Here is a 13,930-nt window from a genome sequence, read left to right on the forward strand (position 1 = left end):
AGAGTTATGAAAACTCGCGCCATGGATAAGGCTGTAAACCCTATGAATGACTGCCTTTACCCGTTCAAGACACTGTTCGTCGGGCAGGGCTACCCTTCGTCCAAACACTTTCAGGTCAGCCACGCCAGGGACGGCGCCGGGGCCAGGGTCAAGGCGCGCATCGCCTTTGAGAGTCGCATACGCATTGCCAAGGTCTCCGGCTACGCGGTGAACGAGCGACGCCCGCACACCTTGCAACTGTCGCCGCGCATCCACTTGTACGACTGTTGGTTCTGCGGCCTGCTGCGCCACTCCTGCAACCCGAATGTATTTTTGGACACCACCTACCTGGAGCTCTGGACCGTGCAGCCCATCGCGGCCGGCGCCCTGTTGACCCTGGATTACGCCAGCACCGAGGACGCGCTGTTCCGGCAGTTCGCGTGCCAATGCGGCGAGCTGAACTGCCGGGGCTGGATCACCGGCAGCCAGGAGCCGCTGAACGCCGAAGGGCAGACGTTCATGACCCTGTGGCGCGAGCGCAAGCGCCCTTAGGCTTCACCCAGCGGGCGCAAGCGATACTGCGGCGGCAACTGCTCAAAACCAGTGATGGTGGTGTTCAAGCTCTTCCAGCGGCCATCCTTGATGCCGTAGATGCAACCGTGGATCGACAGGCTCTGCCCCCGGTGCCAGGCGTTTTGCACAATGCTGGTATGACCGACGTTGGCCACCTGCTGAACCACGTTCAATTCGCAGAGGCGGTCGACGCGCTCTTCCTCAGTCGGCAACTTGGCCAGCAGATCGCGGTTTTCGTAGTAGAGGTCGCGAATAGTGCGCAGCCAGCCGTCGATCAGGCCGAACTGACGGTCCTGCATCGACGCCCGCACACCGCCGCAGCCATAGTGGCCGGTGACCAGGATATGTTTGACCTTGAGCACATCGACGGCGTACTGAATCACCGACAGGCAGTTGAGGTCGGTGTGCAGCACCACGTTGGCCACATTACGGTGTACGAACAGATCACCCGGCAGCATGCCGACGATTTCGTTGGCCGGTACGCGGGCGTCGGAACAGCCGATCCACAGGTATTCCGGTGCTTGCTGGCGGGCCAGCTTGGCGAAGAATTCGGGATCTTCCTGTTTGATCGCATCCGCCCAGCGTTCGTTGTTATCAAGCAGCTCTTGTAGTTCGTTCATCAGGGAAAGCCTCAGGAATGATGCGCAGCTTTGACAGACGACCGCCCGTCCGGGTCACGCCCGGAATAAAGATAGACGGCAGGCGATGACTTGAATCTTGGCGCGCCAGGCCTGTCCACACACTATAAGCCCCACAGTATGAGGATTGGCCATGACTGAATCACGACGTCCATACGGCGCTACACAGCCGGAACCGATTGATGACAATGAGGATCGCATGGGCTCGGTGCGCGAGCTGGACTTTGACGATCAAGAGCCGACGGCGCAAATCGGCGATGAACTGCCGCTTGTCGAGCGCAAACACCGGATGCGCGACAAACGGGTGGGCGAGGCCGAGACGACCGATGACGAGATGAGCCCGGAGAACCTGATCCGCGAGGACGGCGCACGGGATGCACAGGAAGAAGGCGAAGGCGAACAGGCCGATTGGGACCTGAGCATCGTCGACGAGGATGAAATTGGCGGCGGCAATGGCTTGGACGAAGCCGAACTGGCCGAGCGCGAGCCTGTCAACGGCAACCGCTGACACACCGTAGATCCAAATGTGGGAGGGGGCTTGCCCCCGATAGCACACTGTCAACAATACATGTGTTGACTGACACACTGCCATCGGGGGCAAGCCCCCTCCCACATGGGTTGCGTGTTCAGTCGACCAGGGTGCAGGCCATCACGACCGCATCTTCGCGACCGCCGACGGCTGGGTAGTAATCGCGCCGACGGCCGATTTCATTGAAGCCATAGCGTTCATACAGCCGGAACGCGCCGGCATTGCTGTCACGCACTTCGAGGAAACATTCCCGTGCGCTGGCGGCATAGGCGCGGGACATCAGGTGCTCGAGCAGCGCCAGGCCGAGGCCGCGGCCCTGGTTTTCCGGTTTGACGGTGATGTTCAGCAAATGCGCTTCATCGAGGATGATCTGCACCACCCCGTGGCCCACTTGCTGCTCACCTTCGAACATCAGCCAGATCTGATACTTGCCCAGCCCGTCGAGAAAGATCCCGCGGGTCCAGGGGTGGCTGTATGCCGCATATTCGATTTTCAGCACGGCGTCGAGGTCGGCCTCGGTCATCGGGCGGAAGGATAAAGCCTCACTCATCGATTGTTTTCCAGCGCGCCATCAGCCGGCGCATGGCTTGCCAGACATCAGCCTTACGCTGTGGCTCTTCCATTAATAATTCCAGGCCCGGCAGGGCCCATACCGAGCCCAGGCCTTCGACCTGCAGTTCGCGGTACCAGACTTCGGCATCGGCTTCGCCTGCAAACCGCACGGCGGGCAGGCCGATCAGCCACAGGCACACGCAGGGTTCGTCTTCCAGGCGTGCCGACACAAAACCTTGCACAAAATCCCGCGCGGCGTCCGGGCCCTGGTCCATGGTGCCGCGCACCAGCAATGGCCAGCGCACCGGGTCGCCGACGATTTGCGGGCTGTCGGGCAGGCCGGCAGCGCGCAGCATGTCCTTGAGCAGCATGTAGGCCGGGTCGCGGGTCTGGAAGCGCTCGCCGGTAGGCAGCTCGACCAGCAACAGGCAACGCCCGGCCCGCAGCAATTGCAGGGCAAACCGCGGCGGTGGGACAACAGGCGCCTTGACCACCGGGGCCGCCTCTTCAGCCACCGCCGGCTTGGCCATCGGCGACGGGCGTGGCACCTCGACCTTGGCGCGTTCGACCACCGGCCGCGTCGGCGGCTCAGGCTTGACCACCGCCACGGGCGCAGCCGCCTCCTCGCCCGACATTTCCAATCCGTCATCGGGCTCGAGCGCCTGCAGCAGCTCGGGCCGCGACGGGGCGGCAAACGGCAGTTCGGTGCGGGGCAGCCAGTTGACCACCTGCATGGCGGTCAAGTAAGCGCGACGTCGGGACTCGATAAGCACAGCTCGGCCACTTGTGGATAAGTAAAGAGCGGGGATTCTACCGCTGTTCGGTAACAATCGCCCACTGCGCACTGACCGGCTGTGGATAAATCCCGCGCCTGATGCAGTACAATCGCGACTTTTAATCGCCAACCAGCCGGCCATTCCCATGATCGAACCCAAGCGCGTCCTGCGCGCCCTCGCCGAACACTGGGCCTTACTTGAGCCACTGTGCGAACACTTCGACCAAGGCACCCTGAGCCTCGGCGAGCTGCGCGCACAACTGGCCGCCCAACAACTGGACAGCACGCCCCAGGACATCACCAGCCTGCTGGACGTGTGGATTCGCCTGGATATCCTGGTGCCTGTCGCCAAGAGCCCGAACCGTTTCGAGCTCAATGCGCAGATCCACGACTTCCTCGCCTATCTTCGCAAGGAGCACCGGCTTGGCCTGTGCCTGGAAATCGAAGCCTACCTGCGCCACCTCGAGCGCCTGGCCGGTTATATCCAGGACGCCTTCGACATCCGTGACGGCCACGACCTGGCCCGGCAACTGCGCCTGCTCGACATGCGCGTGCGCGACGTGCTGAAAAAACTCGCCAACGACGAACAAGCCCTCGCCGCCGTGGCCGACCGCGCCAAGACCAGCGACCGGCAGATCCCGTTGCGTCAGCGCTACGCCGAAGTGCTGGCGACCTGGGACGAATACGTCGAACCGATGATCCAACTGGTGAACGCCGACGGCGCCTTCGAACAAGGCGTGCGCAAGGTCGAAAACGTGCTGCTGCGCCTGCTCACCGAGCAGCAGCGCCTCGGCCATCTGGTCGACGACGACATGCTGTTGCGCACCCACGCGCGCATCCTCGAAATGCAGACCAGCGCCCAGTTGACCCTGCGTCACGCCCGCGAGCTGCTGCTGCCGCTGCGTGAAGAAGCGCGTCGGCACAACGCCGTGACCCGTGGCGCCGCGCTGGCGCTGTCGGCCATTCGCCGTAAAGGCCTGGACGCGGTGCCGCAGGCCGCGATGCCGATGTTCACCCGGCCGCAAAGCACCTTCCTCGGCAGTGCGAGTCAGGTCGAGGCCTACGTGTACGCCCTGGCGAACTTCGAGCCGAAACCGGCGCGCTTCCCCAAGGCGCACAAGTCTCATAAAGGCGAAGCCCAGCGCGCACCGCGCACGGTCAAGGAAATGCTCGAACGCTGCGAAGACGCACTGCCGATGCCGGACCTGATGACCTGGCTGCTGGAACAGGAGCCGGACGGCGCCACCGACGAATTGCTCTACTGGTTCTCGCGCCTGTCCCGCGAAAAACGCTTCAAGCGCGAGCGCCTGGAACGCCGCGATTACCACACACACGAGCATCAGGTCAGCCTGCGCTCATTCGCCCTGCTCCCGGCCACGCCCGACGCCGCCGAGAATTCTGCGAGCACCCCTTATGCATCTTGATCTATCCGAACTGTCCCAGCTGGCGCCGATCTTTCGCGAGCTGTTCAAGGGTTACCACGTCAGCCGCCGCGACCCGGAGCTGTACGCACAACTGTCGAATTTCCAGGACCAGTACCGCACGCTGTTCAAGGCCCTGGGCTTTGAACTGGTGTGCGATACCCGTGGTTTCTATTACTTCGTGCCGGATTCGGCCATCGCCAGCGCGCAGGTGAACAAGACCGCGCAGCGCCTGGCGCTGTTCACCTTTATCATCGTCGAGCACCTGGCCGACCAGGGCCGCGACCCGATTGCCGTGCTCGACGGCGGCAGCCTCGGCCGCGATGAACTGCCGTCGCTGCTGGAAAAATACCGCGACCTGTTTATCCAGGCCGAAGTGCAAACCCAGGAAGAGCTCGAAGAGAAAATCATGCGCCGCATGACCCAACTGGGTTTTGCCAGCGAAGAAAACGGCATCTATCGCTTCCTGCCGCCGATGCATCGCTTCCTCGATGTGTGCCTGTCGGTGCAACAGGACCGCGACCTCGCGGCCAGCATCCACAGCGTGCTGCCATTGCCGACGCCGGTGATCATCGACGAAGACAGCGATGAAAAACTGCTGAAGACCGATGACCCGCTGGACTTGAGCGACTTTGCCGACGAAAGCGAAGAAGACGCCCTGGCCCGCGCCATTGCCGAAGAACAGGAGACCGACGCATGAGCAAGGAACGCTACGGCATCCGCCGCTTCGCCCTATTGAATACCGCCGGCTACAGCCTCGGTTTGTTCCCGCTCGAAGAGCCACTGTCGGTGTACGGCGCGAACAACCTGGGTAAATCCGCATCGATCAACGCCTTGCAGTTCCCGATCCTGGCGCGCATGTCGGACATGAGTTTCGGCAAGTACACCCTGGAACAATCGCGGCGCTTCTACTTCGCCACCGACACCAGCTACATCCTCGTGGAAGTCTCTCTGCCCCACGGCCCGCATGTGATCGGCGTGGTCGGGCGCGGCCCGGGCGGTGGTTTCGGTCACCAGTTCTTTGCCTACGCCGGTAAGCTCGACCTGGCCCACTACCAGAAAAACGACACCTGCCTGCGCCAGAAAGAGCTGTTCACCAACCTGGAGCGCGAGGGCCTGAAAGCCTACGAACTCAAGCCCGATGAACTACGCCGTTTGCTGGTCGGCGGCCACACGTCGATCCCACTGGACCTGACGCTGATCCCGCTGCGTTCCACCAGCGAACAGAGCCTGAAGACCTTCCGCGCGCTGTTTATCAACCTGCTGCACATGCGCGAAATCACCGCAGCCAAGCTCAAGCAATTGTTCCTCGATGCGTTTGAGCACAGCCTGCGCTCCGGCAGTGTCGATTACATCGCCGCGTGTGAAGAAGCCTTCCGCGACGTGCGACGCATGGAGCAGGACTACAACTCCCTGGTCGCCGCCGGCCCGCTGGTCGAGGCCCTGGCCAATGGCGTGAAACAACGCGACATCCTGCGCGGCAAATTGCATCGCCTGTCGCCGCTGTTGGACTCGCTGCTGGGCACCTGGTCGGACTACGCCAGTGCGCGCAAGGAAGAGCTGACCATCCAGGCCGAGCACTACCGCAACGAGCAGGACGCGCTGCAGCACGACCAACGTGGCGGCACCCAGGAGCTGATGCGCCTGGAGCGCGAAATCAGCGGTATCCAGCGTTGGCTGGGCGAGCTGTCGGTGCTCAAGCATCGCTTTGCGCTGGTCGATGATGTCAGGGTGCTGGAACAGCAACTGCTGGCAGCCAAGGATGCCCACGATGAACTCGCCGGCGCCCTGGCGCAGTCACGGCAGTTCAGCGCCGAGGACTTGGACGAGCGCCTGCGCGAGCTGGAAAAACGCCTGAAGTCGGTCAAGCAACAGCTCGATCACGCAGACAACAACAGCTACGCCAAGCTGCGCGAAGAATTCTCACAGCAGGATGTCGAGCGTCTGATGCGTCTGTTCAACAGTTCGCTGTTCAGCCTGCCGCTGGGTGAGCATGGCATCACGCTGGATGAGGACGGCCAGTGGGTCAAATCCCTGGAGCTGATCCTCGATGGTTTCAAGGGCGAGCGCTTTGAAGTGCCGGGGCTGTCGATCGACATCTCCCACATCGAGCCGCCCGCCTTGCAGGCCTTGGCGGATCGTGCGGCGTTGCGCGACCAGAAAGAGCGTCTGGAAAAAGAACTCAAGCAACTCAAGACGCAGCAGGCGGTGGCCTCTGACCGCGCCGCGAGCAAAACCCAGACCGAAGCGCTGTACCAGCAAGTGCTGGATGCGCAAAAGGCCCTGGAAGATTTCCGCCGTGCGCAAACCCTGAGCGCCGAAGAAGGCGAGAAGCTGGAACAGCTGGCGCAGATGGAAGCCGCCCAGGATGAATTGAAGCGCTCCAGCGACGCGTTCACCGAACGTGTCCAGCAACTGTCGGCCAAGCTGCAACTGGTCGGTCGCCAGATCGGCGATATGGAAGCCAAGCAACGCACCCTGGATGACGCTTTGCGCCGTCGCCAGTTGCTGCCGGCGGACTTGCCGTTCGGCACGCCGTTCATGGACCCGGTCGACGATTCCATGGACAACCTGCTGCCGCTGCTCAATGACTATCAGGACAGTTGGCAAGGCTTGCTGCGCGCTGATGGCCAGATCGAAGCGCTGTACGCCCAGGTTCGCCTCAAGGGCGTGGCCAAGTTCGACAGCGAGGATGACGTGGAGCGGCGCCTGCAACTGCTGATCAACGCCTATGCTCACCGTACCGACGAAGCCCTGACCCTGGGCAAGGCACGGCGCGCGGCGGTCACCGATATCGCACGGACCTTGCGCAATATCCGCAGCGACTACGACAGCCTGGAACACCAACTGGCCTTGTTCAACCGCGAGATCAACAAGCGCCAGGTGTCGAACCTGCAGAGTTTCCGCATCGTGCTGGCACCGAACAAGGAAGCGCTCAAGCATATCGACCAGATCATCCACAGCGCCGGTCAGTACGAAGAAGGCGAAACCCTGTCGGTGTTCGACTTGAGCCAGAGCGCCGAGCAGGACAACAAGAACGAAGAGGCCAAGGAATACCTGGCCCGCCTGGTGGCGGCCAACCACAACCAGTTGGGCCTCAAGGACTTGTTCGAACTGGCGTTCGAGATCACCAAGGTGCATGGCCAGCCGGTGATTCACACTGACATCGATGGCGCGGCGTCCAACGGCACCACCATGACCATCAAGGCGCTGACCAACATGTATTTGTTGCTGCACTTGATGGACCGCGACCAGGCCGGGCGCGTGCGCTTGCCGTACTACCTCGACGAAGCGGCCGACATCGATGAGAAGAACCAGGCGGCGCTGCTGGAAACCAGCCTGCAACTGGGCTTCGTGCCGATCCTGGCGAGCGTGAAGCCGCAGGTGTCGGCCCAGGTGGCGATCGACCTGGAAGGCGGCAGCGGGCCGAACGGGATCTACATCGATGAGGCGGACTGGAAGTACATCCGGCGCCATGATGCGGTGAAGGCAACGGTGACGGTGCAGGCGGATGAGCCGGAGTTGGATGAGGTCTGACGTTCGGCGGTGAAATGCCAAAAGGCCGCGATCTTATGGATCGCGGCCTTTTTTGTGGGTTGGGGTTTGGTGGTGTTTTTGAGGGCCTCATCGCGGGCAAGCCCCCTCCCACAAGTGACCGCGTTTATCCTGTAGGAATGCGCTCATCTGTGGGAGGGGGCTTGCCCGCGATAGCCGCGCCTCGGCCTACTTGCCCAGCGGAATCTTAGGCGCCCAGGTCAGCCACTCATCCTCAAACTTGTCGAACAGCGGGAAGGTTTGCTGCGGCCGCGCGGCGCTGCCCATGCGTTCGCCATCGGGCGTGGCGAAGGCGATGCCGCCGGCAACCAGGGTTTCCAGGGATTCGGTGCGTACCGTCGCGCCTTTGAACAGGCCGAAGTCGAGACCGAAGCCGCTGCTGTTCCAGAAGCGGCTGCCGCTGCGCACCAACGCCGCGTACTTGGGCTCGATCAGGATGTGGATCAGCACGCGGTCGGCGGTCTGGCCCAATTCGTAGCCGGTGACTTTGCCCACAGTGACTTCGCGGTAAGTGACGGGCACGCCTTCTTTGAGCGAACCACGGCGTGCGGCACTCAGTACCAGGCTCAGGCCAGCCTCCTGATGGACGGCTTCGGGTGGCTGGTCCAACGCGACGAAGCTCTTCTGTGGCCCGGCGTTTTTCAGCGCGGGCAGCACTTCGATGTATTGGCCGGTGACCAGGGTTTCCAGGTTCGAGGTTTTCATCAGGCCCAATTCCGGCTTGACCACCCAGAACTGGCTGCCGACGCGTGCGATGCGATCCACGACCTGGGTGATGCGCGCACCGAGCAGCACCGATTGCAGATCGGCGCTGAGGTCGACGCTCTCGATCTTACCGACGTCCAGGCCTTTGAAACGCACCGGGGTGCCGGGGCGCAGGCCGTCGGCGCGGTCGACTTTGATAGTCACCAGGGTGCCACTCTGATTGGCCGTTTCACGATCGGCGAACAGGCGGAAACGTGGGATACGTTTTTTCAGCGGCACGTTCGGTTCCGGCGTTTCAAAGGCGATACCGCCGGACATCAGGCTGGCCAGGGATTCGCTTTTCACCTGGATACCGCCGGTGAGGCCGCCGGTCAGTGTCACGCCGCTGGCGTTCCAGAAACGCGTCGAACCATTGACCAGGTTGGCGTACTCCTTCTCGATATGGACGCCGATCACCAGTTGCTTGTTTTTGCGCGAGAACTGGTAGCTCTGCACCGAGCCGACCTTGACCTGCTTGTAGAGGATCGGGCTGCCGACATCCAGTGAGCCGAGGCTGTCGGTGAACAGCACCATGTGCAGGCCTGGGGAACGCAGGTCCAAGGGCGGCGCCTTGGCCCGAGCCACGTATTCCCGTTGAGGTGGAGTGCCTTTGTCACCGGGACGAATCGCGATGTAGTTACCTTTGACCAACGCCTCGAGCCCAGTGATACCGGCCAGGGAAATCGACGGCTTGACCACCCAGAACTGGGTGTCCTGTACCAGGTAGTCTTCGGCCAATGGGTCGAGGGTCAGTTCGGCGTTGGCGCTGGACAGGTCCGGGTCGATCTTCAGGGTTTTCAGGCTGCCGACCTGGATGCCTTTGTACATCACTGGGGTGCGCCCGGCCTGCAGGCCTTCGAAGTCGGTGAGTTTGACCTTGACCTTGATGCCGGCGGCGGCGGCGTCGAAGTCTTCATACAGGCGAAAGGGCAGGCTCGGGTCGGTTGGCGGGCTGTCCTTGCGATTCTCCGGGGTGGCGAAGGCGATACCGCCGGCGACGATGCTGGAGAGCGATTCGCTGCGCACCTTCACGCCGGAGAGGTTGGCGTCGATGCTGATGCCGCTGGCGTTCCAGAAACGCGTGTGTTTGCGCACCAGGCTGGCGTAGGTCGGTTCGATGTAGACCTTGATCTCGACGGTGCTCTGGTCCTCGGACAACAGGTAGCTTTTGACCTGGCCGACCTGGATCTGCTTGTAGAACACTGGGCTGCCGCGGTTGAGCGAGCCAAGGCGGTCGGCCTTGATGGTCAGGTGCAGGCCTGGCTTGGCGTCGGACAAGGGCGGTTCTTCGGACAGCGCCTTGAATTTGCGCGTGGGCTCACCGTCGCCGGGGCTGGCGGCGATGTAATTCCCCGACACGAGGGTCTCCAGGCCGGTGATGCCGGCGAGGCTGACGCTGGGTTTGACCAGCCAGAAGCGCGTGTTGGTCTTGAGGTATTGCTCGACGTCCTTGTTCATCTCGATGGTGGCAATCACCCCGCGATTGTTGCCTTCGTCGTCCAGGGCCAGGGTCTTGACCTTGCCCACGGGCATGCCTTTGTAGACGACTTCGGTCTTGTTGACCTGGATGCCTTCGCCGCTTTCGAAGCGTACCTGGATCTCGATGCCTTGCTGAGAATAGGCACGCCAGCCCAACCAACCGCCGATGATCAGAGCGATCAGGGGCAGTACCCAAATAGCCGACCAGTTGGAGGCCGGGCGGGTTTTAGCTTTAGGCAAATCACTCATGGTCGTCGTCCGACTCCGTGTTATCCCAAATCAGTCGGGGATCAAAAGTTACTGCGGCAAGCATCGTCAGGATCACCACACTGGCGAACGCCGCCGCGCCGAGGTTGGCCTCGACACTGGCAAGCCGTCCAAAGTTTACAACCGCCACCAGGATGGCGATCACGAAGATATCCAGCATGGACCAGCGGCCGATGAATTCGATAAAGCGGTACATGATAATCCGTTGTTGCGCGGACAGCGGTTGGTGACGCTGCACCGAGAACAGTAGCAGACCAATACCTACGAGCTTGAACGTCGGCACCAGGATGCTGGCGATGAACACCACGGCGGCGATGGGGAACATGCCGTGCTGCACCAGTTGGATCACGCCGGACATGATGGTACTGGGATCGCCCTGGCCGAGGGAATTGATGGTCATAATCGGTAACAGGTTGGCCGGGATATAGAGAATCGCAGCGGTGATCAGCAAGGCCCAGGTGCGCGTCAGGCTGTTGGGGCGACGGGCATGGACCAGCGCACCGCAACGGGTGCAGGTTTGCTCGTCGGTGTCCGGTTCTTGCTTGTTCAATTCGTGGCATTCGGTACAAATCAGAATGCCTGCATCAATCGCCCGCATGATCATCCTCTCCTGACAGTGCTTGCCAGATCTGGTGGGGCGACATCACCACCTCAAGCAGAACCTGAACCATTAATAGGCTGACGAAGCAGACCAGACCCAGGCCAATCGTGATGGAGGCCATGTCGGCGAGCTTTACGATCGCCACCAGGACGCCCATCAGGTACACCTCCAACATCCCCCAATCTCTCAGGTGATGGTAAATGCGGTAGAGCAACAGCCCGTAACTGCGACCGATGTTCCAGCGGATGCTGAGCAACACCGCCAATTGGCAGAGCAACTTGAGCAGGGGAATACCCATGCTGCACAGGAACACGACGGCGGCGACGCCGCGCATGCCGGTGTCGAACAGGCCGACGACGCCGGTCCACACGGTGTCCTCCGAGGACTGCCCGAGTAGATTGAGCTGCATGATGGGCAAAAAGTTCGCGGGGATGTACAGCAATAGCGCCGCCAAGACTAAGGCGAGGCTTCGTTCGACGACATTGTGGCGATGCGCGTATAGCTCGTAACCGCAGCGCGGGCACTGGGCTTTTTCGCCGAGGGCGAGCACAGGTTTGCGCATCAATAAATCGCACTCATGGCATGCCACCAGGTCGTCCAGGGGTAAATCCGACACCTTGGGGGCATCAACCGGATCGGGCATAGATAGGGCTCGGACGCTAAAAAAAGGTTAGGTACCTATTCTAGTGGTCTGGTTCAGAAATAACTGCGCAATTTTGTCGAGTACCGAGGGGGGCGAGCCACTTGACCCTTTCCAACCGCCCAAAACAAAACCCCTGTCTGCGTGAGCAAACAGGGGTTCTGGAATTTAATCTTGACGATGACCTACTCTCACATGGGGAAACCCCACACTACCATCGGCGATGCATCGTTTCACTGCTGAGTTCGGGATGGGATCAGGTGGTTCCAATGCTCTATGGTCGTCAAGAAATTCGGGTACTGAGTCGTGGCCAGCTGGCCTCGCTTCAGCAAATTGGGTATGTGATAGTTTTCGGTGTTTTGTAAGAGTCGAACTTTCGGTTCGTTTCGTCTTCACACACCGCAATCTGATGCTCTTTCGAGTTCGCAAATTGCTTGGGTGTTATATGGTCAAGCCTCACGGGCAATTAGTATTGGTTAGCTCAACGCCTCACAGCGCTTACACACCCAACCTATCAACGTCGTAGTCTTCGACGGCCCTTCAGGGGACTCAAGGTCCCAGTGAGATCTCATCTTGAGGCTAGTTTCCCGCTTAGATGCTTTCAGCGGTTATCTATTCCGAACATAGCTACCCGGCAATGCCACTGGCGTGACAACCGGAACACCAGAGGTTCGTCCACTCCGGTCCTCTCGTACTAGGAGCAGCCCCTCTCAAATCTCAAACGTCCACGGCAGATAGGGACCGAACTGTCTCACGACGTTCTAAACCCAGCTCGCGTACCACTTTAAATGGCGAACAGCCATACCCTTGGGACCGGCTTCAGCCCCAGGATGTGATGAGCCGACATCGAGGTGCCAAACACCGCCGTCGATATGAACTCTTGGGCGGTATCAGCCTGTTATCCCCGGAGTACCTTTTATCCGTTGAGCGATGGCCCTTCCATACAGAACCACCGGATCACTAAGACCTACTTTCGTACCTGCTCGACGTGTCTGTCTCGCAGTCAAGCGCGCTTTTGCCTTTATACTCTACGACCGATTTCCGACCGGTCTGAGCGCACCTTCGTACTCCTCCGTTACTCTTTAGGAGGAGACCGCCCCAGTCAAACTACCCACCATACACTGTCCTCGATCCGGATAACGGACCTGAGTTAGAACCTCAAAGTTGCCAGGGTGGTATTTCAAGGTTGGCTCCACGCGAACTGGCGTCCACGCTTCAAAGCCTCCCACCTATCCTACACAAGCAAATTCAAAGTCCAGTGCAAAGCTATAGTAAAGGTTCACGGGGTCTTTCCGTCTAGCCGCGGATACACTGCATCTTCACAGCGATTTCAATTTCACTGAGTCTCGGGTGGAGACAGCGCCGCCATCGTTACGCCATTCGTGCAGGTCGGAACTTACCCGACAAGGAATTTCGCTACCTTAGGACCGTTATAGTTACGGCCGCCGTTTACCGGGGCTTCGATCAAGAGCTTCGCGTTAGCTAACCCCATCAATTAACCTTCCGGCACCGGGCAGGCGTCACACCCTATACGTCCACTTTCGTGTTTGCAGAGTGCTGTGTTTTTAATAAACAGTCGCAGCGGCCTGGTATCTTCGACCGGCATGAGCTTACGGAGCAAGTCCTTCACCCTCACCGGCGCACCTTCTCCCGAAGTTACGGTGCCATTTTGCCTAGTTCCTTCACCCGAGTTCTCTCAAGCGCCTTGGTATTCTCTACCCAACCACCTGTGTCGGTTTGGGGTACGGTTCCTGGTTACCTGAAGCTTAGAAGCTTTTCTTGGAAGCATGGCATCAACCACTTCGTCATCTAAAAGATGACTCGTCATCAGCTCTCGGCCTTAGAATCCCGGATTTACCTAAGATTCCAGCCTACCACCTTAAACTTGGACAACCAACGCCAAGCTGGCCTAGCCTTCTCCGTCCCTCCATCGCAATAACCAGAAGTACAGGAATATTAACCTGTTTTCCATCGACTACGCTTTTCAGCCTCGCCTTAGGGACCGACTAACCCTGCGTCGATTAACGTTGCGCAGGAAACCTTGGTCTTTCGGCGTGGGTGTTTTTCACACCCATTATCGTTACTCATGTCAGCATTCGCACTTCTGATACCTCCAGCAAGCTTCTCAACTCACCTTCACAGGCTTACAGAACGCTCCTCTACCGCATCACTTACGT

At 60.3% G+C, this 13,930-nt stretch carries 11 protein-coding genes and 2 rRNA genes (1 of these 13 cut by a window edge); 5 read left to right on the forward strand and 8 right to left on the reverse strand.

What is annotated here, in order from left to right; translation table 11 throughout:
* Positions 1-6: 6 nt before the first annotated feature.
* Positions 7-531, forward strand: coding sequence for an SET domain-containing protein-lysine N-methyltransferase (locus tag C5F70_RS21285; protein WP_102618033.1), 525 nt, complete (start codon positions 7-9; stop codon positions 529-531).
* On the opposite strand, the gene can is transcribed toward C5F70_RS21285, so the two are convergent.
* Positions 528-1,172, reverse strand: coding sequence for a carbonate dehydratase (gene can / locus C5F70_RS21290; RefSeq protein WP_017844507.1), 645 nt, complete (start codon positions 1,170-1,172; stop codon positions 528-530). The two genes, C5F70_RS21285 and can, sit on opposite strands and share 4 nt — an antisense overlap.
* Before the next feature lie 151 nt (positions 1,173-1,323).
* Here can and C5F70_RS21295 point away from each other — a divergent pair, with 151 nt between their 5' ends.
* A complete protein-coding gene (locus tag C5F70_RS21295; protein ID WP_104904013.1) occupies positions 1,324-1,698 on the forward strand; it encodes a serine kinase/phosphatase in 375 nt (124 codons plus the stop codon).
* Positions 1,699-1,816: 118 nt separating this feature from the next.
* Here C5F70_RS21295 and rimI read toward each other — a convergent pair whose 3' ends face one another.
* The gene (gene rimI, locus C5F70_RS21300; protein WP_046384825.1) at positions 1,817-2,269 is read right to left on the reverse strand and encodes a ribosomal protein S18-alanine N-acetyltransferase; all 453 of its coding nucleotides are present in this window, start codon (positions 2,267-2,269) and stop codon (positions 1,817-1,819) included.
* A complete protein-coding gene (locus C5F70_RS21305) occupies positions 2,262-3,005 on the reverse strand; it encodes an energy transducer TonB (protein WP_104904014.1) in 744 nt (247 codons plus the stop codon). The genes rimI and C5F70_RS21305 overlap by 8 nt, the downstream gene beginning before the upstream one ends.
* A gap of 187 nt (positions 3,006-3,192) precedes the next feature.
* Between C5F70_RS21305 and mksB the strand changes: the two genes are divergently transcribed.
* From mksB to mksF, 3 genes are read left to right on the forward strand one after another with little or no spacing between them, the layout of a single operon-like run.
* Positions 3,193-4,470, forward strand: coding sequence for an Mks condensin complex protein MksB (gene mksB, locus C5F70_RS21310; protein ID WP_017844511.1), 1,278 nt, complete (start codon positions 3,193-3,195; stop codon positions 4,468-4,470).
* A complete protein-coding gene (gene mksE, locus C5F70_RS21315; protein ID WP_017844512.1) occupies positions 4,460-5,167 on the forward strand; it encodes an Mks condensin complex protein MksE in 708 nt (235 codons plus the stop codon). The genes mksB and mksE overlap by 11 nt, the downstream gene beginning before the upstream one ends.
* Entirely contained in the window at positions 5,164-8,004 is a 2,841-nt protein-coding gene (mksF, locus tag C5F70_RS21320; RefSeq protein WP_017844513.1) for an Mks condensin complex protein MksF, read from the forward strand. Before mksE ends, mksF begins: the two co-directional genes overlap by 4 nt.
* Positions 8,005-8,190: 186 nt before the next feature.
* Here mksF and C5F70_RS21325 read toward each other — a convergent pair whose 3' ends face one another.
* The 5 genes from C5F70_RS21325 to C5F70_RS21345 all read right to left on the reverse strand — a co-directional run.
* Positions 8,191-10,494, reverse strand: coding sequence for a PqiB family protein (locus C5F70_RS21325; protein ID WP_046487496.1), 2,304 nt, complete (start codon positions 10,492-10,494; stop codon positions 8,191-8,193).
* Entirely contained in the window at positions 10,487-11,110 is a 624-nt protein-coding gene (locus tag C5F70_RS21330) for a paraquat-inducible protein A (protein WP_017844515.1), read from the reverse strand. The genes C5F70_RS21325 and C5F70_RS21330 overlap by 8 nt, the downstream gene beginning before the upstream one ends.
* On the reverse strand, positions 11,097-11,756 hold the full coding sequence (locus C5F70_RS21335) for a paraquat-inducible protein A (protein WP_017844516.1): 660 nt from the start codon (positions 11,754-11,756) through the stop codon (positions 11,097-11,099). The genes C5F70_RS21330 and C5F70_RS21335 overlap by 14 nt, the downstream gene beginning before the upstream one ends.
* A 169-nt stretch (positions 11,757-11,925) precedes the next feature.
* Positions 11,926-12,041: ribosomal RNA gene (rrf, locus tag C5F70_RS21340) — 5S ribosomal RNA — on the reverse strand.
* 157 nt (positions 12,042-12,198) lie between these two features.
* A 23S ribosomal RNA gene (locus tag C5F70_RS21345) occupies positions 12,199-13,930 on the reverse strand; it runs 1,159 nt beyond the window's last position.

Origin of the sequence: Pseudomonas sp. LH1G9 (genome assembly GCF_002949975.1) — a bacterium.
Lineage (GTDB): Bacteria > Pseudomonadota > Gammaproteobacteria > Pseudomonadales > Pseudomonadaceae > Aquipseudomonas > Aquipseudomonas veronii.

Coding starts and splice junctions, on each gene's coding strand:
- C5F70_RS21285 (WP_102618033.1), top strand. CDS start 7: ATGAAAACTCGCGCCATGGATAAGGCTGTAAACCCTATGAATGACTGC.
- can (WP_017844507.1), bottom strand. CDS start 1,172: ATGAACGAACTACAAGAGCTGCTTGATAACAACGAACGCTGGGCGGAT.
- C5F70_RS21295 (WP_104904013.1), top strand. CDS start 1,324: ATGACTGAATCACGACGTCCATACGGCGCTACACAGCCGGAACCGATT.
- rimI (WP_046384825.1), bottom strand. CDS start 2,269: ATGAGTGAGGCTTTATCCTTCCGCCCGATGACCGAGGCCGACCTCGAC.
- C5F70_RS21305 (WP_104904014.1), bottom strand. CDS start 3,005: ATGCAGGTGGTCAACTGGCTGCCCCGCACCGAACTGCCGTTTGCCGCC.
- mksB (WP_017844511.1), top strand. CDS start 3,193: ATGATCGAACCCAAGCGCGTCCTGCGCGCCCTCGCCGAACACTGGGCC.
- mksE (WP_017844512.1), top strand. CDS start 4,460: ATGCATCTTGATCTATCCGAACTGTCCCAGCTGGCGCCGATCTTTCGC.
- mksF (WP_017844513.1), top strand. CDS start 5,164: ATGAGCAAGGAACGCTACGGCATCCGCCGCTTCGCCCTATTGAATACC.
- C5F70_RS21325 (WP_046487496.1), bottom strand. CDS start 10,494: ATGAGTGATTTGCCTAAAGCTAAAACCCGCCCGGCCTCCAACTGGTCG.
- C5F70_RS21330 (WP_017844515.1), bottom strand. CDS start 11,110: ATGCGGGCGATTGATGCAGGCATTCTGATTTGTACCGAATGCCACGAA.
- C5F70_RS21335 (WP_017844516.1), bottom strand. CDS start 11,756: ATGCCCGATCCGGTTGATGCCCCCAAGGTGTCGGATTTACCCCTGGAC.